The 19,023-nt window shown below is 38.0% G+C and carries 20 protein-coding genes; 4 read left to right on the forward strand and 16 right to left on the reverse strand.

Going from position 1 to position 19,023, the window contains the following annotated elements:
• Window positions 1-52: 52 nt before the first annotated feature.
• Genes narJ through ACJ2A9_RS01585 form a run of 6 tightly spaced genes read right to left on the reverse strand, consistent with a single transcriptional unit; the run spans window position 53 to window position 6,938 of the window.
• The gene (narJ, locus tag ACJ2A9_RS01560; RefSeq protein WP_441419844.1) at window positions 53-658 is read right to left on the reverse strand and encodes a nitrate reductase molybdenum cofactor assembly chaperone; all 606 of its coding nucleotides are present in this window, start codon (window positions 656-658) and stop codon (window positions 53-55) included.
• Window positions 655-2,160, reverse strand: a complete 1,506-nt coding sequence (gene narH, locus ACJ2A9_RS01565) for a nitrate reductase subunit beta (protein ID WP_441419845.1) — start codon at window positions 2,158-2,160, stop codon at window positions 655-657. Before narH ends, narJ begins: the two co-directional genes overlap by 4 nt.
• A complete protein-coding gene (locus tag ACJ2A9_RS01570; RefSeq protein WP_441419846.1) occupies window positions 2,150-5,836 on the reverse strand; it encodes a nitrate reductase subunit alpha in 3,687 nt (1,228 codons plus the stop codon). Before ACJ2A9_RS01570 ends, narH begins: the two co-directional genes overlap by 11 nt.
• Window positions 5,817-6,104, reverse strand: a complete 288-nt coding sequence (locus ACJ2A9_RS01575) for a hypothetical protein (RefSeq protein WP_441420381.1) — start codon at window positions 6,102-6,104, stop codon at window positions 5,817-5,819. Before ACJ2A9_RS01575 ends, ACJ2A9_RS01570 begins: the two co-directional genes overlap by 20 nt.
• Window positions 6,105-6,150: 46 nt before the next feature.
• A complete protein-coding gene (locus tag ACJ2A9_RS01580; RefSeq protein WP_441419847.1) occupies window positions 6,151-6,462 on the reverse strand; it encodes a hypothetical protein in 312 nt (103 codons plus the stop codon).
• A 29-nt stretch (window positions 6,463-6,491) separates the two neighbouring features.
• Window positions 6,492-6,938, reverse strand: coding sequence for a hemerythrin domain-containing protein (locus ACJ2A9_RS01585; RefSeq protein ID WP_441419848.1), 447 nt, complete (start codon window positions 6,936-6,938; stop codon window positions 6,492-6,494).
• A gap of 215 nt (window positions 6,939-7,153) precedes the next feature.
• Between ACJ2A9_RS01585 and ACJ2A9_RS01590 the strand changes: the two genes are divergently transcribed.
• The 3 genes from ACJ2A9_RS01590 (at window position 7,154) to ACJ2A9_RS01600 (ending at window position 10,579) form a co-directional block, all read left to right on the forward strand.
• On the forward strand, window positions 7,154-7,990 hold the full coding sequence (locus ACJ2A9_RS01590; protein WP_441419849.1) for a deoxyribonuclease IV: 837 nt from the start codon (window positions 7,154-7,156) through the stop codon (window positions 7,988-7,990).
• An 86-nt stretch (window positions 7,991-8,076) separates the two neighbouring features.
• Window positions 8,077-9,198 (forward strand): GerAB/ArcD/ProY family transporter, encoded by a 1,122-nt coding sequence (locus ACJ2A9_RS01595; protein WP_441419850.1) that lies wholly within the window; start codon window positions 8,077-8,079, stop codon window positions 9,196-9,198.
• Between the two features lie 256 nt (window positions 9,199-9,454).
• A complete protein-coding gene (locus ACJ2A9_RS01600) occupies window positions 9,455-10,579 on the forward strand; it encodes a GerAB/ArcD/ProY family transporter (protein ID WP_441419851.1) in 1,125 nt (374 codons plus the stop codon).
• Between the two features lie 12 nt (window positions 10,580-10,591).
• Here the strand turns inward: ACJ2A9_RS01600 and ACJ2A9_RS01605 are convergent, their stop codons facing one another.
• From ACJ2A9_RS01605 to ACJ2A9_RS01650, 10 genes are all read right to left on the reverse strand, one after another.
• Window positions 10,592-11,011 carry a hypothetical protein gene (locus tag ACJ2A9_RS01605; RefSeq protein WP_441419852.1) on the reverse strand — a complete coding sequence of 140 codons (420 nt, stop codon included), beginning with the start codon at window positions 11,009-11,011 and terminating at the stop codon, window positions 10,592-10,594.
• A 155-nt stretch (window positions 11,012-11,166) separates the two neighbouring features.
• Window positions 11,167-12,111, reverse strand: a complete 945-nt coding sequence (locus ACJ2A9_RS01610; RefSeq protein WP_441419853.1) for a type II secretion system F family protein — start codon at window positions 12,109-12,111, stop codon at window positions 11,167-11,169.
• A gap of 3 nt (window positions 12,112-12,114) precedes the next feature.
• Entirely contained in the window at window positions 12,115-13,092 is a 978-nt protein-coding gene (locus ACJ2A9_RS01615) for a type II secretion system F family protein (RefSeq protein WP_441419854.1), read from the reverse strand.
• Window positions 13,093-13,094: 2 nt separating this feature from the next.
• Entirely contained in the window at window positions 13,095-14,453 is a 1,359-nt protein-coding gene (locus tag ACJ2A9_RS01620; RefSeq protein ID WP_441419855.1) for a CpaF family protein, read from the reverse strand.
• A 15-nt stretch (window positions 14,454-14,468) separates the two neighbouring features.
• Window positions 14,469-15,635, reverse strand: coding sequence for an AAA family ATPase (locus tag ACJ2A9_RS01625; protein ID WP_441419856.1), 1,167 nt, complete (start codon window positions 15,633-15,635; stop codon window positions 14,469-14,471).
• A complete protein-coding gene (cpaB, locus tag ACJ2A9_RS01630) occupies window positions 15,632-16,213 on the reverse strand; it encodes a Flp pilus assembly protein CpaB (RefSeq protein WP_441419857.1) in 582 nt (193 codons plus the stop codon). The genes ACJ2A9_RS01625 and cpaB overlap by 4 nt, the downstream gene beginning before the upstream one ends.
• A gap of 24 nt (window positions 16,214-16,237) precedes the next feature.
• Entirely contained in the window at window positions 16,238-17,194 is a 957-nt protein-coding gene (locus tag ACJ2A9_RS01635; RefSeq protein WP_441419858.1) for a pilus assembly protein TadG-related protein, read from the reverse strand.
• Between the two features lie 17 nt (window positions 17,195-17,211).
• The gene (locus tag ACJ2A9_RS01640; protein WP_441419859.1) at window positions 17,212-17,568 is read right to left on the reverse strand and encodes a TadE family protein; all 357 of its coding nucleotides are present in this window, start codon (window positions 17,566-17,568) and stop codon (window positions 17,212-17,214) included.
• Window positions 17,565-17,993, reverse strand: coding sequence for an A24 family peptidase (locus ACJ2A9_RS01645; protein WP_441419860.1), 429 nt, complete (start codon window positions 17,991-17,993; stop codon window positions 17,565-17,567). Before ACJ2A9_RS01645 ends, ACJ2A9_RS01640 begins: the two co-directional genes overlap by 4 nt.
• Before the next feature lie 70 nt (window positions 17,994-18,063).
• Window positions 18,064-18,270 (reverse strand): Flp family type IVb pilin, encoded by a 207-nt coding sequence (locus tag ACJ2A9_RS01650; RefSeq protein ID WP_441419861.1) that lies wholly within the window; start codon window positions 18,268-18,270, stop codon window positions 18,064-18,066.
• Window positions 18,271-18,547: 277 nt separating this feature from the next.
• On the opposite strand from ACJ2A9_RS01650, the gene ACJ2A9_RS01655 reads away from it, so the two are divergent.
• On the forward strand, window positions 18,548-18,877 hold the full coding sequence (locus ACJ2A9_RS01655) for a DUF192 domain-containing protein (protein ID WP_441419862.1): 330 nt from the start codon (window positions 18,548-18,550) through the stop codon (window positions 18,875-18,877).
• The last annotated feature ends 146 nt before the right edge of the window (window positions 18,878-19,023 follow it).

Consider the following 19,023-nt stretch of genomic DNA (forward strand, 5'->3'; position numbering starts at 1 on the left):
ATCACTAGTCAGGGGGTAGACCCCACCGCCCTTAATCCAGCTAACTACACAGTTACTGATAAAGCATCGGATATGGTAGAGGGTCTAAATCAGCTTCTTCTCGTTCATTTTCCAACTGAGCGATTTCTTCTGCACGTGGTGTTTCAAAGGCATAGATCATTAATAATTCTACGATGCGGTGGTACGGGTTATCCGGTGCTAAATTTTTAAGTATCCGATAAATCGCATAAGAAAGCCTGCGGTGAAGGAAATCCTTTTCACCAACCTTTGGTTCTACAGCCAACAATTCAAGCAGCATTGGAATATAATCAGCAATTTCATTACTGCTGCACTCGTAACCAGCTTCTCTAATAATTTCCTTTAGTCGAATTAACGCATCGCCTCTTCTTGGACTATCACCTAGCTCATGAGCCGTCATATAGAGACCTGTACTGTCAATATAATCGAATGTCTGAACGTAAATTTCCTGAAGCTCTTTTGTATTCATTGTAAAAAGAGGCTTAATTCGCTGTTCAATCTCTGCTCGCACTTCAGGTGATGAAATGAGCCCTTGCATCATTTCACGCCACGTGGACAAATCGATTAGAAATTCATCATTTGGATAATCAAGTGCTCTTGCAACAGTGACTAGAATTCCTGGAATGTCATTACTTTTCATAGCGTATCCTCCTTTCTTTCAAACGGATACGTCACCATTCCTTCAGGTGGTGCCAAGTTTTCAATACTGCAAGACCCTTGGCGATAATGAAGATCATCCAGCATTTCACGACGCGCTGTCGGAATGACAAATCGCTCATTATACTTTGCGACACCGAGTAACCGGTTCATATCCTCAAGCTCCTCAATCGTGACATTCGCCTCTTTTAACAGCCTACTTTTTTCTACATCATCCACTCCACCAACAGTCTTTGCCCGCATATGAACGCGCATTGCCGTCATCTTCAAAAGAACGCGGCGGATCACATCCGTGTCGTCCGCAGATAAAATCGATGCTAAATATTGCATCGGTATTCTCATTTGGTCAACAGCAGGGATATAGCCGTCAGCACTTAATTCATCGTGGTTTGTAATATGATTCATAATTGGACTTAATGGCGGCACGTACCAGACCATCGGTAATGTTCGATACTCAGGATGGAGCGGCAATGCAATTTTCCATTTAATCGCCATTTTATAAATTGGTGACTTTTGAGCACCTTCTATCCAGCTTTGATTAATTCCCTGCTCCTTCGCTTTGGCAATGACTTCAGGGTCGAACGGATCGAGGAAAACAGAGAGCTGTGATTCATATAAATCTTTCGGATTTTCAACAGATGCCGCTTCCTTCACACGGTCAGCATCATAGAGAACAACACCAATATAACGAATTCTTCCAACACACGTTTCCGAACAAACCGTTGGCAGTCCTGCCTCTGTACGCGGATAACAGAAGTTACATTTCTCGGCCTTATGTGTATTCCAGTTGTAATACACCTTGTGATATGGACAGCCGTTTTGACAAAAACGCCAGCCACGGCATGAGTCTTGATCGACAAGAACTACCCCATCCTCATCGCGCTTGTATAGAGCACCAGTTGGACATGATGCAACACATGAAGGATTTAAGCAATGTTCACAAATTCGCGGTAAATACATCATAAATGTTTTTTCATATTCCAAAGCAATATGCTCTTGAAGCTTTTGCACATTCGGATCAAGTGGTGCGATTTCATTTCCCCCCGCTAAATCATCGTCCCAGTTTGAACCCCATTCTGGCTTATCAATGTACTCACCTGTAATCATTGAGACTGGACGAGCAACAGGAATGCGATCTTTTTTCGGTGCATTATGAAGATGCTGATGGTCGTATGTCCACGGCTCGTAAAAATCATCAAGATCAGCCATATTTGGGTTGTAAAAAATATTGGCCAGCTTCGAAATCGGTCCACCAGCTCGTAAATGAAGCTGTCCATTTCTAAGTATCCAGCCTCCTTTATAGCGGTCAGTATTCTCCCATTCCTTCGGATAACCCGGACCTGGACGTGTTTCGACGTTGTTATACCAGACATATTCCATCCCAGGGCGATTTGTCCAAGTGTTTTTACAAGTTACTGAGCAAGTATGACAGCCAATGCATTTGTCAAGATGCATGACCATTGCCACCTGTGCTTTAATTTTCAAGCCAATCGACCTCCTTTAATGGTCGGATTATTGTATACGTATCACGCTGGCTTCCTGTTGGCCCGTAATAGTTAAAGCCATAACTTAGCTGTGAATATCCGCCAATCATATGAGTCGCTTTCGGATAAATACGAGTAACACTGTTATGTGTACCGCCACGCTTTTTATTAATGCTATTCGCGGGTACTCCCATTACACGGTCCTGAGCATGGTGCATGAAGGCTATCCCTTGAGGTATTCGATACGTTAGAACCGCTCTAGCTACAACCGCACCGTTACGGTTGTACACCTCAATCCAGTCATTATCTTTAATACCAATTGCTGCACCATCTTTTTCATTCATCCATACCGTTTGCCAGCCCCGGAATAATTGCACCATTTGGTTCGTATCTGTAAACATCGTATGGATTCCCCATTTTTGATGAGGGGTTAAATATCTTAAGGTAATTGATTTTCCTTCATTTTCAACTTCCTTTTCACCTTGGATAAACGTCGTTCGGTCAATCGGGGGTCGATATAACGGCAAACCTTCGCCGTAGTCTAACATAACCTCATGATCAAGGTAAAAGCTTTGTCTGCCCGTTAGAGTATGCCAAGGAATATGAAACTCCTTATTCACTGTAAATGGCGAGTAACGGCGATTGTCATTTTCAAGTCCACTCCATACAGGTGTTGAAATCGCTTGACGAGGCTGTACTGTTAACGCTTGGAGCGTGTATTCTTCTTCCTCACGACCTTCGGATACATGCTTCAATGACTTGCCTGTTTTGTGCTCTAATGATTTCCACCCTTCAACTGCCCGCTTTCCGTTTGTCGCACCAGACATGAGTAGGATCGCGTTACACGCTTGCTCGTCGGTGAACAATTCAGGGTGTCCTTTTCCAACGCCTTCACGCTTTGACTCACCTAAACGCTCAAGTAATTCATTAAATACCTTCTCACCGTCAAGCTTTACCCCTTTTGTACCATAGCCATTTTTTATATTCGGTCCTACCGTTGTCCACATATTGTAGACGTTCGGATAATCTCGCTTTACGATATTGAAGTTTGGCATCGTTTTCCCAGGAATCGCCTCGATTTCCCCTTTACGCCAATCCTTAACCTTACCTAATGGCTGAGCAATTTCGTTCACTGTATAATGTGTTAGCGGTGACATAACTAAGTCTTCTTGCGCTGGTAAATGGTCTTCGGCAAGGTCTGAAAAGACTTTCGCAATTTCCCGGAATGTATCCCAGTCGCTTTTTGTCTCCCAAGGCGGTGATATTGCGGCATTAAATGGGTGAACAAATGGATGTAAGTCCGTACTGCTAATATCTTGTTTCTCATACCAAGTGGCTGCTGGTAACACAATATCGGAAAAAAGACCTGAACTTGTCATCCTGAAATCAACACTGACAAATAAATCTGTTTTTCCTTCAGGTGGCTTTTCATCAATCGTAATATCTTTCGGTTGCCATGATTGTTCATGATCAGATAGGACAGAATCATCTGAACCAATGAGATGCTTTACAAAATACTCATGCCCTTTTCCGCTGTCACCGAGTAAATTAGAGCGCCAGTTAAAGAAGACGCGCGGGAAGTTACGAGGATCATTTGGATTTTCAATTGCAAAATTAAGTTTCCCTTCCTCTATTTGCTTTGCGACATCTTTAATAAGACTCTCATCATCTCCATTTCTCTCTCTTGCTTCTTTCATGATTTCAAGAGAATTTTGTGAGAGTTGCGGAAAACTAGGTAACCAGCCTAATCTTACTGACATTGCATTAAAATCTGCAGGATGCATTTTGTCATACGTGCTGCCCCATTCCGTTTCTTTGTCCTCTGTTTTATATTCATAGCGGAACTGTTCCGTTGCAAAATAGAAAAATGATGTCCCATTAATAAATCGAGGAGCCTTTACCCAATCATTCGCAAACGCAATTTGCCCAAATCCTTCAATAGGCCGTACTTTTTCCTGACCAACATAATGAGCCCAACCGCCGCCATTAACTCCTTGCGATCCAGTTAAAATTACCAAATTAAGAATGGCTCGATAAATCTGGTCGCTATGATACCAATGGTTTGTTCCGCCTCCTAAGGCAATCATTGATTTTCCCTTTGTTCGTGCTGCATTATCCGCAAACTCTCGTGCTACTTGGATAACATGAGCTTTATTGACACCTGTAATGCTTTCTTGCCATGCTGGTGTATATGCTTTTTTTGCATCATCATAATCGGCAGGGTAATCTCCGCTAAGACCTCGATTAACACCAGTGTGAGCCATCATTAAGTCATAAACGGTTGTAATAACAACTTCATTACCATTAAGGTCTTTAATTTTTTTTACAGGAACTCCGCGCTTTACCGTTTTCCCTTCTTCTTCGGCAAAATAAGGGAACTCAACCATGACCACATCATCGGAATCAGAAATAAAGCTTAATTTTGGATTAATCTCTTTTCCATCTTCCGTCGTTAAATCAAGGTTCCAATTCTGACTGCTATCATATTTAAAGCCTTGACTTCCATTTGGAACAGCCAGTGATCCACTGTTCTCATCCCAAACAACCGTTTTCCACTCCCCAAGCTCGTGTTGATCAGATAGATCAGATGCCCGTAGAAACCGGTCAGTACGATCGTTTCCATTCTTTTTATTCAACATTACAAGGAATGGGAGATCTGTATATTGCTTTGCATAATCAATAAAATAAGGAGTTTCATTATCAACATAAAACTCTTTTAAAATGACATGAGTCATGGCCATCGCAAGTGCTCCGTCTGTGCCGACCTTAGCTGGCAGCCACATATCAGCAAACTTTTCATACTCAGCATAATCAGGACTGACCCCAACAACTTTTGTGCCATTGTAACGAGCTTCAACCATGAAATGAGCATCAGGCGTTCTCGTTTGTGGGATGTTCGATCCCCATATAATAAAGTACTTTGTGTTATACCAGTCACCGCTTTCAGGAACATCTGTCTGATCACCCCATACTTGTGGAGAAGCTGGCGGTAGATCGGCATACCAGTCATAAAAGCTTGGCATAACTCCCCCAATAAGCGAAAGAAAACGTGAGCCGCCTGAATAGCTGGCCATGGACATTGCTGGAATCGGACTAAAGCCAGTAATTCGGTCTGGTCCGTACTTTTTAATTGTATAAATACAGGAGGCCGCAATCATTTGCGTTACATCCTCCCATGATCCTCTAACAAATCCTCCTTTACCACGTGCCTTTACATACTTTGCACGCTTATCGGGATCGGTCACAATGTTCTCCCACGCTTTAACCGGGTCACCTGCATCTGCATCCTTTAATTCACCTTTCCATAATTCATAAAGATCCCCTCGAACATATGGATGCTTTACTCGTGTAGGACTATATATGTACCATGAGAAGCTCGCTCCACGCGGACACCCACGCGGCTCGTATTCTGGGAAATTATCACCTGTTGATGGATAATCGGTTTGCTGCGTTTCATAGGCGATAATTCCATCTTTGACATGAATTTTCCAACTGCACGATCCTGTACAATTCACCCCATGTGTCGAACGAACAACCTTATCAAACTGCCAACGTCTTCGTAATACGTCCTCACTATTACGTGGTCTTGGACTTTCCTCCGTCCAATCATCATTAATCCGGTTTCCACGCTTTAGATGTTTAAGCGCTTGTACTAAATTATTTTTCTTTTTCTCCATATGTGCTAGACCATCCTTTCAGAGTATCTGCGAGTGGATTGAAGTTTTCGCCCAACAATCGAAAAGAGTCATCTGAAGCTTCTAACTCCTCTCGAAAGACGTCCCAATTACTAGCATTCGCAGCAGCCAGAATCAGGCGTTGCAGTGTGTGCATATCATTAATCTCATAGACTTGCTGAATCAGTTCTCCAGAAATGTTACCAAACCTCATTCGAATGACGGCAATCAAATCTTCTCGGTCATCAACTAACATTGCATCATTTTCCATTGAAAACAATTACACATCTATCCTTTCTCTCTTATTATCTATGCTTCTAAGGCTTCATCATTTTATAATAGTCTTTAATTAACTGAGTCTTACATCTCTCTGCTGTCGCTTTAAAGAACTCTGTCACATCTTCATCAGGATGCTCGACTTGATCATTGTTAAAATGAGCTGTTTCACTTTGTGAAAATGATTGCGAATACCTCAATGTCACATCAAGCCCATCTTCTTTTCTCATCACTGTTCCTTGAATATCAAATGGATGAATATGATAAGGTTCAAGTGTTTCAACTAGTTTGTTATATAAAGTAGGTGTTGCAATCCGTAATGGAAGCTCCTTATGTCCATTTGCCTCACTCATATAAAATCACCTCATCTCATTAAGTTTTATTATCCTGCTGCTTCAGTGAAATCATTAATGTCATCTGATAGCAGTTCTTCCATTTCGTCCTCATTATGTAGAACATCAACGATAATCAAACCATCAATGTATTTGATCATCTGCTCATCAACCTCACCCGTTAATAACAGTTCTTTCATTTTTCCTACGATTCGTCTCATTAAATCATGGTCACGGGTAAGCTGAGTAATTAATGTATTCAATTGTGTTTTTTTCGCTATGATATCCTGGTATAGCCCTTCCTCCTCTGATTCCGCATGCTTTAATGTACGCATTTCCCAATGCTCAATAATGACCTCACTAATTTGAAGTGCTTTCTCCTTGTCACCTTTTTTCAAGCATCGAAGTAACAGATCTCGTAACTCTTTAGCTTCATTTAAAGCAGCTTCATGAATTGATGAATGGGCATCTTTTTTATGTAAACTAGGACCTGACATTGTTCATATCTTCCTTTCCTCTAAAAAATTTCATTAAATACCAAGTTATGGATACGCTATAAGGTACATTATTAAAGTCTACCCAAAACCTTGTCGAATAATCGTAAATGTATCTTATTTATACGAATGTCATAAAAAAGACTATATTTATTGAGGAAACTATTGCAGTATAAAAATTTGGTAGATAACCAGCTATTAAAAGAGGTGAAGAAGAAATGTATATTGGGAGTCATATGAGTATTCGCAACGGCTATTTTCACGCAGCCAAAGAAGCAACATCTATCGGAGCAACAGCTTTTCAATATTTTCCGAAAAATCCAAGAAGTTTATCGATTAAAGACTTTGATAAAGTTAATGCCACACAATGTGCACAATATTGCAAAGAGAATAATCTTAAATCAATTGCTCATTCACCTTATCCAACAAAGCTCATTCCTTCAACTAAAGCGGAAGAACAGAAAGTGATAAAATCGCTTTTAAATGATCTTGAAATTACAGAGGCTTGCGGCTCAATTGGAACAGTTGTTCATTTTGGAACAGCAAAAGCCGACTTGATTGAAGCTTATAAAAAAATGATTGATCTACTTAATCAGGTACTTGAACAATGGGTAGGAAAGTCGCTCATTCTTATTGAAAACAACGCTGGAGCTGGAACGAATATCGGTATTACCTTGGAAGAAATGGTTCATATACGTAAATTATCTGCTTATCCTGAGAAAATCGGATTTTGTCTTGATACGTGTCATGCGTATGCCAGCGGACTTTGGAATGGAGAGTATTGGAGTGAAATCGTTAAAAAAGGGGAGCAGCTTGGCTATTTTCAACACTTGAAAGCGATTCATCTAAACAATTCAAAATATCCCAGTGGAAAACGAAAAGATCGCCATGCGAATATTGCTACTGGGTATATTACAAAGGCTCAATGGATTGAATTTTTACATTCAGTAGTAGTGGCAAACATCCCGCTTATTTTAGAAACACCAGAAGATGAGAAAATTACCCATGCTGAGGAAATACAACTAGTAAAAAAGTGGCTAACTGAAGAGAACTAACTTTAACTATATTTACATATTTTCCCTAACAGTAACAAAAGATAAACTCTATAATGTTAAATTTCTGTCATACCGGATGTGATTGTTTGAAGTCTCAACAGAACTATATGATTAGCCCTCTTGAAATGGGAATTACAATTATTGCTGTTCAAGTGGGAGTGGCCATTTTAACTCTTCCACGGGTATTGGCTAATACAATCGGTACTCCTGATGGCTGGATTGCTATTATCGCCGGTGGGGCTATCATGATGACGCTTGTCTACTTATATGCGAAATTACAACGTCAGTTTCCAGGGGAAAGTTTATTTGAATTTATTGCTCGAGGACCGTTAGGGAAAATATTAACATATTTTCTTACCATATTATTCGTGATCTACTTTATGTTAATGGTCGCTTATATTTTGCGAGTAGTAACCGTTGTTATTAAAATGTATTTACTTGATCAAACACCAGCTGAGGTTATTGCTTCAATTTTCATTTTAGTTATGTCATATGCCGTAACAAAACGAACACAAGGAATTGTACATTTAAATTTAATGTTCACCCCTATTATTTTAGTTTTATTATTTTTTTTAATACTATTTGCAATACCTGAAATGGAATTTGAATTGATGCGACCAGTTCTTGCGGAAGGAATTCCACCTATTCTCACAGGCGTGAAGCAATCGTTTTTTTCCGTTCTCGGCATTGAAATCTTGTTTTTCTTTATGTCGTCTATGAAAGCACAGGATATTAAAGCATTACCACTAAATAACAGTATAGCTATTACCATACTTGCTTATATCGCCGTTACCGTAACGAGTTATACTGTTTTTACATTAGAAATAACAGAACTGATGACCTTTCCAACGATTGAAATCGCCAAAAAGATAGAAATTCCCGGTGGCTTTTTAGAACGACTCGATTCACTGATGCTTACGATTTGGATTTTAGCTATCTTTAATACATTAAGTATCTATCATTTCTTAACGGTAGAAACGATAAAAAAGTATGTATTGAAACGAGCATCAAAGCAAATCATTGTCCCATCCTTGGCATTTTTCATCTTCATACTTTCCTTTATCCCTGATTCCATAGTAGAATTGATTGAATATACTGGTTTTATTAGCTATATGGGATTTATCCTTGTTGTTTTCAGTATTCTATATGGTTATTTTGTCATTTGGTATCAGAACAAAAAGAAAACAAACAAAAGCAGCGCCAGCTAGACTGGGGCTGCTTTACTCATTTTGCTTTTCTCTTTTTTGTAAAACATCATTAATGGTCTCAGTATGTACAGCTGCCCATGCATTTTCACGAAAATGAAGAAACACACAAATAAAGTCATAGAGAAAAAATAAAGCTAGTCAAAGATTGGATCGTATTAATCACTAAACCTTACCAACAATACATAGTTTAGATTTGCTAGATTTTATCAATAATAGTGATGATCTTAATTTTGCAAAATGACCGGGAAGTGATGGTTTGAAACCTCAAAACAACTATATGATAAGCCCCCTTGAAATGGGGGTTACGATTATCGCTGTCCAAACCGGGGTAGCAATCCTAACTCTTCCAAGAGTATTAGCTAATTCGGTTGGAACACCTGATGGATGGATTGCGATTCTAATCGGTGGTGCAATAATAATGACGCTTGTCTATTTCTATACAAAATTACAACGTTATTTTCCGGGGCAAAGTTTATTTCAGTATATTGCCCAAGGTCCATTAGGAAATGTTATAACCTACTTACTGACCTTACTATTAGTCATCTACTTCATGTTGATAGTTGCTTATGTTTTAAGGATAGTAACAGTTGTTACTAAAATGTATTTGCTAAACCAAACACCTGCAGAGGTGATTACTTTAATTTTTATTTTACTCATTACCTATGCAGTAAAAAAACAGACGCAAGGAATCGTTCATTTAAATTTATTGTTTGTTCCAATTATTTTAGTACTATTATTTCTGTTAACAACCTTTTCTCTACCGGAAGTGAAAATCGAAAACTTACGGCCAGTTTTAGCCGAAGGTATCCATCCAATTTTAACAGGTGTAAAAGAGGCAATTTTTTCCGTTCTAGGTATTGAAATCTTATTTTTCTTTATGTCATCAATGAAAGCAAAGGATATAAAAGCGCTGCCACTAAATCTTAGTATTGGGGTTGTCTTACTTACTTATATTGCAGTTACTGTAATGAGTTATACTGTTTTTTCATTTGAGATTACAAAATATATAATGTTTCCGACAATTGAAATCGCAAAACAAGTTGAAATTCCAGGTGGCTTTTTAGAACGGCTTGACTCATTGATGTTAACGATCTGGTTATTAGCTGTTTTTAATACATTAAGTATATATCATTTTTTAGCAGTAGAAACAATCAAAAAGTATATTTTCAAACGACTATCTATTAATACCATTGTTACGATCCTAGCATTCCTTATTTTCATTCTTACGTTTTTACCTGAATCAGCCATAGAATTATTTGAGTGGACACCATTTATTAGCTATATGGGATTCTTTCTAATAATTTTTTGTATCCTATACGGCTACTTTGTTCATTGGAGACTTAATAGAAAGAGTACAACACCGAAAAGCAACACCAACTAACTGGTACTGCTCCTACTCATTTTGCTTTTCTCTTTTCTGTAAAATATCATTAATGATCTCAGTATGCACAACGGCCCAGGCATTCTCGCGAAAATGAAGAATAACACTAATAAAAATGATGGTTATATACACACAGATAAAAACCACCCATAGGTAGCCTTCTTTAAAGATCGTTTCATGAAGCTGTTTCGAAACAATAAAAAAAACCCAAGGAATAGATGAAACCGCTATCGGAATAATCCCCGAGCCTCCCTTTTCCTTCAACATCCGATAGCGAATTTTATTTAACGTATCATTATCAAGAGATTGATAATACGCCTCAATCTCTGCCATTTCAACAATTTCATTGAGCAATCGAACATCATTTCCATCTTGCTCAGCATTTCTCAGCTTAACATAAAACTTCCAAGCATCGCCACGAAATGAGTACACATTATCAACCTCCATAGTATTAATATGATGGTTGATGAGGGATTTAATGCGTGGGGTTGAGAGAAATCGTTGCAAGAAATTTACAAAATAAAAAGACATGAATAAGATCAGGATCAACTAAACCTTCATTCACGTCAAATTGACTAATGCTGTATTTAATTTATTCCGTTCATTAAGAAGTATAGCGCTAATGGACCTAATATGATGATAAAAATCGTGGGGAAAATGAAGAATACCATCGGAAACAGCATCTTGACCGGCACTTTCATTGCCTGTTCCCTTGCCAACTCTCTTCTCTGTTCCCGAATTCGTAACGTAAGTGTCCGTAGTACTTGCGCCATACCTATACCAAGGTGGTCAGCATGGATAATGGCATTGATTGTACTCTGAAAATGATCAAGAGGAACACGGTTTCTTAGTTCCGTAAAAGCTTCACGCCTCGATTTTCCTAGCTTAAGATCCTCTAGCATAATTAAGAATTCTTCTGATAATGGTCCTTTTTTCTGTTTGCAAACTTTAGCTAAGGCAGCATCTAACCCCATCCCTGCTTCAATTGCTAAACTAACCATATCAAAAAAATCTGGCATGGACTTTTGAATAACTTTCATCCTTTTTTTCTTTAACGAGTTTAATTTTACAATTGGAAATACATAACCAATAACCCCTACTATAATGGATAGAAGAATAATTTTCGCTTTATCTTCCGCTCCAGGAGTAAATAAAAAGAACATTAAGAGAAATAACCCTAAACCAGCAACCACCTGCCGTAATCTTAAGTCTGCAGCAGTCCATTGTTTTGGATTTCCAGCTTCACGTAATTTTTTCTCTAATGTTTTTGATGAGTGACCAGACATTTTTTCAACAATGTAATTTTTTAGTTTATTTCTGACAGGTGTAAATACTCTAATGCCAAATGATACTTTTTCTTGGTTCGAATCCCCTTTTTTACTATCGTTTTGGACACTGGAATTCTTACCTTTTAAATAATCCACGATTCTTTGTTCAATAATTAATTCCCGTCGGTAGATAAAAGCTAATATAGCGACTGAGGCAAGCATTAGACAAATGAAACTTGTCACAATAAATAGAAAATTCAGCATGAACTACACCTCAACTTTTACAACTTTTTGAATCACAAACCAGCCTATCAAAAGGAGAGCCGTGCCAACTCCTAGTAATACCCAGCCTAATGGATGAATTAGCATCGGTGCAAAAAATTCTGGATTTACTACTTTCAAATAGATGCCTAGTCCAATTGGCAAAAGAGTAATAACCCAAGCTGACATTCTCCCTTGAGCTGTTAGTGATTTTAATTCCTCCATGATTCTTACTCTACCGTGAATTGTTTCCTGCATTGTTTCAAGCAGTTCTGCTAAATTTCCCCCACTTGATCTTTGAATCAAGAGCGCTTTAATCACGATATCTAGATCATTATTAGGTAAGCGATTCATTAGATTTTCCAATGCTTCTTCAGTTTTAATACCGAAATTAATTTCCTGTAGTGTACGAAGAAATTCAGGTCCGAGTGGGTCTGGCATTTCCTTTCCTACCAATTGCATCGCCTGCATAAAGCTAAACCCAGCTCGCATTGCATTTGCCATTGTCCCTAGTGCTTCAGCCAACTGATCAGAGCATCGCTTTAGCCTTCTTTCTCTTTTAAACGACACATAAAAACCTACTATTAAATAGCTCAATATTGGCGATAAAACAAAGAATAGCCAATGGTAACCCATTAGAAAAACGATAGTTGCAGCTAAAGCAGCAATTACCACTCTAAGCACAAAAAATTCCCCAGGCTTTAGTGGTATAGCTGCCTGATCTAACTTTTGCCGCCACTTTTGCACAAAAGAAGAATCTTCAAAATGTTTCCCAACAGCAGTTAGAAGTTCTTTTGTTTTCGACAGACCTTTTTTTCTATCATTCTTGTTTTCTATTACTGGTTCAAATTCTTGCGGAATAAACTTGTGTAATCGGATCTTCAAGCGGTTTTTTCGTTGCTTTATAACAATGCCGATCATACCAAATAACGTTGTAAAAAGGATAAATGAAATAATAAGAATCGGTAGGGCACTTTGCTCCATCGTTACCACTCCTCACCAAACCATGACGCCGGTAAATCAATCCCGTTCAATTCAAATCTTTCTGCACAGTGAGGTCTAATTCCTGCTGAAGCAAATTCACCTTCAATGCCACCATTTCTATTGATGCCAGATTCTTTAAAGCGAAACAAATCTTGAAGGACAATTGTATCTCCTTCCATCCCTAAAACCTCGGTGATGTGGGTAATTTTACGACTACCATCTCTTAGCCTCGATTGGTGAATAATGATATCTAGTGCTCCGGCAATTTGTTCACGGATTGCCCGAATTGGTAAATCCATCCCTGCCATTAACACCATTGTCTCCAAACGCGAAAGCATATCACGTGGTGAATTCGCATGTCCCGTACCTAATGACCCGTCATGTCCTGTATTCATCGCCTGTAGCATATCAAGTGTTTCCGCACTTCTTACCTCCCCGATAACAATGCGATCAGGTCTCATACGTAATGAGTTTCTAACGAGGTCACGGATTGTAATTGCCCCTTTTCCTTCAATATTTGCTGGGCGTGCTTCAAGTGTAACAACATGCTCTTGATCTAATTTCAGCTCTGCAGCATCCTCAATTGTGACAATACGATCACTATTTGGAATAAAGGAGGACAACACATTCAATGTACTCGTTTTCCCTGAACCGGTACCACCGCTAATAAAGATATTTAATTTTGCTTTTACACAGCCATCTAAAAATTTTGCCATTTCTTCACTTAATGTACCAAACCTTATTAAATCATGAATTTGAAACGGTGTATCAGAGAATTTTCTTATCGTAATCGTTGGTCCATTTAAGGCGAGTGGTGGAATAATGGCATTTACACGAGAGCCATCAGGTAAACGCGCATCAACCATTGGTACACTTTCGTCGATTCGACGGCCAAGAGGGGAAACAATTCGATCGATAACACGAATCACATGCTCGTCATCACGAAAACGGATATCACACCTTTGCAGCCGTCCCTTTCTTTCTACATAAATAGTATTCGGTCCATTCACCATAACCTCAGAAACATCAGGGTCTGTTAATAGTGCCGTAATTGGGCCATATCCCATTAATTCGCTTTCAACAATCCTTAAAAGCTCTTTTTTTTCCTCAAATGTTAAACGGTCGCCTTCTGTTTCGAAAAAAGAGGATGCAATTTCTTTAATCGTCATTGACATGTTTTCATCTGAAGTTTCTGGATATTTTTTGAGCTCCTCTACTAAAAAATTATGCAAGCGGATTTCCATTTCAGGATTAACCTTTATTTTACGAGAATAATGCAGATCTTCCTTATTTATCGTGCTAGTCGTTTTTTTAGAAGGAGTTGTACTCTGTTGACCTCCTAACCGTTCTAAAAGAGACATATTAGTTTCCACCTCCTAATTTCTAATTAAGAACTTCCTTTTAGACTTTATTAGCTGATTATTTGGGTATAGCTTAGCAGCAATCGCATTGATTTTCTTTGCCACTTTCGCTTTTGGCTTTGAAATAACAATAGGAATTCCTTCGTTCACTGAAAGGGGAACAAACTTATCATCATTTGGAACCTGATCATAAAGAGGCAGTCCCAAAATTTCCTCAATCATATCCGTTAGTATTCCTTTTACTTTTCTGTCACAATTTAAAATCACTTTTATTTTTTCCTTTAATCCTAAGGAGGCTAGTGTTTCAATATAAAGCTTATTATTTTTTAATGTTGGAAGATCCTTAGTTGTAATCAATAGAATTTCTTCCGATTGCTCTAAAGCCATCAAACTCGTCTCAACCAGGAAAGGTGCCGTATCAACAATAATAATGTCGTAATGATGTTTTAAATCAGCAATAATGACTTTTATATGTTCATCCGTAATGACTTCAGAAAATTCAGGCCGCAGTGGAGAGGAAAGAATATCAACACCTGAAGAATGAGAGAGCATAAATCTTTTGATACTTGTTTCTTGATAGCCGTATTCCTCTTTCACCCACTCGTAAATAGTTTGCTTTGGCTTTACATCCATTTGAATCGACACGTCACCAAATTGAAGGTCCAAATCTAATATGGCAACTTTAAATTGCTGCTTAGAGAAAGCCGAGGCTAAATTAACAGATAGGGTAGTCTTGCCAACCCCTCCCTTTGTACTACAGACTGTAATGACCTTTCCTTCCCTCTTTTCATGATTATTGGAAGTAGTTATTTTCTCTGCTTTAGCAAGAAGAGCATTTCTCACCTCTTCAATGGCGTTAATCATTTCAGTTTCTGAAGCGTTCATATCTATCATTTCAGCAGCTCCAGCGCGTATTGCCTTTTTTAAATCATTCTCTTCTTCTGATACTAGTAGAATGGTAGAATGCAGTCTATTAGATAATGAAATTTCTTTACTCAACTCAAAGATGTCATAAACGTCGCTTGATTTTAAAAGTACGATAGCATGTTCAGTATTAGCTACGGCATCATTTAGTTCTGCTTTATCTGTAAACCACTGGATCTCTGCAACTTGTGTTTTTAAAGTCGAATCTAGACTTTTTATACTGACTGTATCATCCGTAAGCCCTAACCAATGTATCATTTTTTGTACACTCCTTTATGGATTTCATCCTCATGTAGATGTGTTTTCTCTGGCTCAACATGGGAATCACCTTCAGATCTTAACATAATATAAAGATCATCTTTCTTCGCAAAACCTAGCGCTAATCCTTCGTATGGTGTGACTTCAAGAATGACTGATTGATAGCGAGCAGCCTCCGATTCACTATCCGCAGCATGCCCTACACCTAATATTTTAACGTTTTGTAATAACATTGATGATGCAGCATGCTGACCTTTTTCAATTGCTTCATCAGGAGGATGACTGACCCAAACTAAATCTACGAAAGAGCCAGGTTTAATAAACCCTTGTACACCGGCCACTTCATCAACTTGTAAAGCAATGGCTCGTTTCCCTTCTTCAAATGGTAATAATTCTTGTTTGAAGGTGACTTCACTGCTTGATTCACTTTCTGCATCAACTTCTTCTGTTGGTTCTTGAGTTTCAGTTGCGGAAACGGATGTATCGATATTTTGATTTGAAAATATCGTAACGTAAAACGTTACAGTCGCAACCAGACCAAAAACTAACGACCATAGCCATATTTTTTTTGTTTTCATAGGTCCTCCTTATTTAACTAGAGCTTACTCAACTAACTTTAATCCGTATGTTGAATAATTTATTGCTTCAGGTGAACTATTTCCTGCAACATTAGCTTTTTCAATAGTTGCAGTAACCTCTATTTTCCCAATTGCATTTCCATTTTCTTTCTTCTCATTCTCTACTGAAGCTATTTTTACCGTAGCAAAACCTTTGATCAGAACACACGATTTTCCACCTTGAGTATTTGTATTAACGCACTCATCGTTTTCTTTAAGCGTATAGTCAGAAGCTACCGTTTCATATATAGGAACTAAAACCGTCTCTCCTTCTAACTTCTTCAAAAGATCATGTATTGAAGCGATATTACCGGTTTGAGTTGGATAGGCTCTACCAACAAATATTTCTTTATAATTATCATACGAATGTATATCCTCCAAAAGGTCTTTAAGAACATCAGCACCTGGTCCGTAAAATGCTAAATATCCAAAATTTCCTTCCTCACTATCACTCCACCTTAAAACAACATCATTACCCACTCCAAAATTGGGATATTTCTCAAGATCAACACCTATAGGTAAAACTCCTTCACCAGAGGATAGGGCATTAAGTTCTACTTTGGCATTTGCTTTTACTGTAATATCATTATTAAAACCTAATATTCTAGCAAATGTAGGGGGGACATCCCGTTCAAGTTGAACTCGAATCCAAGTAGGCGTACCTCCTTCCCCGACTTCAGGGGTAGGAATCGTAGCACCGTTAATATTTTCATTTGCAATCGAGACAGCTTTAGCTTTAGCTTCACTTTCAGAAAATGGCAACTCCTGTGCACCTCCAAGCGCTGCGGCATCAGCTGCTTTTTGTAATTTACTTTTCTCAAAATATAGCATTCCTACATCAACAACTAGAGCGCAAAATCCAAGTATAACAACCATTCCTAGAGCAACGAAAACCATAACTACACCACGTTCATCAGTTTTTAAAGATTTATAGAGTTTCATTTAATTTAAACACCCCCTTATTCGACTCTCATAACTGTCGTACTCTCTAGTTCGATTGGATCAGAGAAGAGTTGAGCCAAAAAAGGTGTTGTTATTGTATAGGATTCTGTAACATAAGCCGTTACTTTTGAACCACGTGCTTTATTCGCATCTTCAAATGTAACTGTTAAATCAAATTCATCATAAATTGTATCTGAATCTTTACCAATGCTTTCCATCCTCGCCGCATCTCTACTAACATTGTTTAACGTTAGTTGTGTATGAAAAATTAAACCAAACTCAAAAATTCCTACTAGGATTAATATTAATAGAGGAATGATAAAGGCAAATTCAACAATACTTTGACCTGATTCAGATGTATTTATTTTACTCATACAATCCCTACTTCAAATAAAATTTGTACAAAGACACCAAACGCAAGTGGTATTCCATAAGGGATCATCTGCTTCCGTGAAAAACCTAACTTAATCATATAAAATACTGCGAAAAATCCACCTAGTATTGCTCCGAATAAAAATGCTTTAAAGACAAATATTGGACCAGTTAATGCACCAATCATCGCTAACATCTTTACATCACCTGCCCCCATACCTTTTAGGAGAAAAGGGATAAATAAAAGCGCTGTCCCGAGTAATAAACCAGAACCCCAGATTAGAAACCCATTTATTCCTTGTGAAACTAACCAATATATTAATGCAATTAAGATTGTCGGAAAGGTAATTTTATTAAAAATTTTTCGGTACTTCCAATCAGTAAAAGCGCAAAAAGCTGATGTAAGAGCTGCAATTGAAACAACCAATTGAATCTCCTCCTATTTTTAAAATAACGTCCTACTTAATAGTAGGACGTTGGTATTATCCATTCTTATTTTATCCTTCTCCTCCACCATCTCCTCCTCCACCTGGGAATTTAATTTTGTCAGCTAAATCGCTATAAAGACCTTCAAGAGCTGGTCTTACTCCGCCCGTATCACTAAATATAAATACTGCAATAATTGCAATTAACCCCGTAATCAATCCATACTCAACCATCCCTTGCCCTTCTTCTTCCACTATCAATCTCTTCATCATTTCCATAAAACAATTCCACCCTTCTATGTTTTAGTTCAGCAATGTTGTCCAGTAACCGTTCTGTATAACGAATATTAATCTAAAAATTCTGAAAAGAAAAGGCCTGTATTTGTCCGAAATTCGTAATAATGAACGGTTGTCAATATATTTTTTTAGCTTTTTCTCGTTTTACCTCCTTTTTCCTAGTTTTTCTAAAAGACATATAAATTTCTTATAACGAATATACTAAGTTTATTTGCTTACTTTGTCCTAACTTTAAACAATGAATTGAAAGGGGTATATGATGGAAAATAACAATTTAATTTCTCTACCACATCGTATAGTCATTGCAGATAATTTTTGGACGAGATTGCGAGGGTTAATGTTTAGAAGAAAGCCGATTAAAGATGAAGCGCTTTTGTTAACTCCGTGTAACTCCATTCATATGTGTTTTATGTTTTTTTCAATTGATGTTGTTTTTTTAGATAAGGATCAAAAGATTGTCTATCTAAAGCAACGTGTTCGCCCCTGGTCCTTCGTTCCTCCTGTACGAACCGCTCATTATACGTTAGAACTTCCGTTAGGTACGATTCAGAATCACAAGCTGTACATCGGTGATCACTTAAAACTTTAAAGATATGAATCTAAAAAGAAACAGTTTTGACTAGCAAAATAGTCAGCTGTTCTTTTTATTTTGTTCGTTTAAAGTGCCAAAATCCAAAAAGGAAGTAATTGTTCGTTATGTTTGTTCATATTGTACTTTATAACGAATAGTTTTAA

The organism is Anaerobacillus sp. MEB173, from assembly GCF_052119505.1.
In the GTDB taxonomy this organism is placed as follows: Bacteria; Bacillota; Bacilli; order Bacillales; family JBJMAU01; genus JBJMAU01.

Excerpts from the sequence above, each read along its gene's own strand:
- narJ (WP_441419844.1), bottom strand. The coding sequence starts at position 658 with ATGAAAAGTAATGACATTCCAGGAATTCTAGTCACTGTTGCAAGAGCA.
- ACJ2A9_RS01570 (WP_441419846.1), bottom strand. The coding sequence starts at position 5,836 with ATGGAGAAAAAGAAAAATAATTTAGTACAAGCGCTTAAACATCTAAAG.
- ACJ2A9_RS01575 (WP_441420381.1), bottom strand. The coding sequence starts at position 6,104 with ATGGAAAATGATGCAATGTTAGTTGATGACCGAGAAGATTTGATTGCC.
- ACJ2A9_RS01580 (WP_441419847.1), bottom strand. The coding sequence starts at position 6,462 with ATGAGTGAGGCAAATGGACATAAGGAGCTTCCATTACGGATTGCAACA.
- ACJ2A9_RS01585 (WP_441419848.1), bottom strand. The coding sequence starts at position 6,938 with ATGTCAGGTCCTAGTTTACATAAAAAAGATGCCCATTCATCAATTCAT.
- ACJ2A9_RS01590 (WP_441419849.1), top strand. The coding sequence starts at position 7,154 with ATGTATATTGGGAGTCATATGAGTATTCGCAACGGCTATTTTCACGCA.
- ACJ2A9_RS01610 (WP_441419853.1), bottom strand. The coding sequence starts at position 12,111 with ATGCTGAATTTTCTATTTATTGTGACAAGTTTCATTTGTCTAATGCTT.
- ACJ2A9_RS01615 (WP_441419854.1), bottom strand. The coding sequence starts at position 13,092 with ATGGAGCAAAGTGCCCTACCGATTCTTATTATTTCATTTATCCTTTTT.
- ACJ2A9_RS01620 (WP_441419855.1), bottom strand. The coding sequence starts at position 14,453 with ATGTCTCTTTTAGAACGGTTAGGAGGTCAACAGAGTACAACTCCTTCT.
- ACJ2A9_RS01625 (WP_441419856.1), bottom strand. The coding sequence starts at position 15,635 with ATGATACATTGGTTAGGGCTTACGGATGATACAGTCAGTATAAAAAGT.
- cpaB (WP_441419857.1), bottom strand. The coding sequence starts at position 16,213 with ATGAAAACAAAAAAAATATGGCTATGGTCGTTAGTTTTTGGTCTGGTT.
- ACJ2A9_RS01635 (WP_441419858.1), bottom strand. The coding sequence starts at position 17,194 with ATGAAACTCTATAAATCTTTAAAAACTGATGAACGTGGTGTAGTTATG.
- ACJ2A9_RS01640 (WP_441419859.1), bottom strand. The coding sequence starts at position 17,568 with ATGAGTAAAATAAATACATCTGAATCAGGTCAAAGTATTGTTGAATTT.
- ACJ2A9_RS01650 (WP_441419861.1), bottom strand. The coding sequence starts at position 18,270 with ATGGAAATGATGAAGAGATTGATAGTGGAAGAAGAAGGGCAAGGGATG.
- ACJ2A9_RS01655 (WP_441419862.1), top strand. The coding sequence starts at position 18,548 with ATGGAAAATAACAATTTAATTTCTCTACCACATCGTATAGTCATTGCA.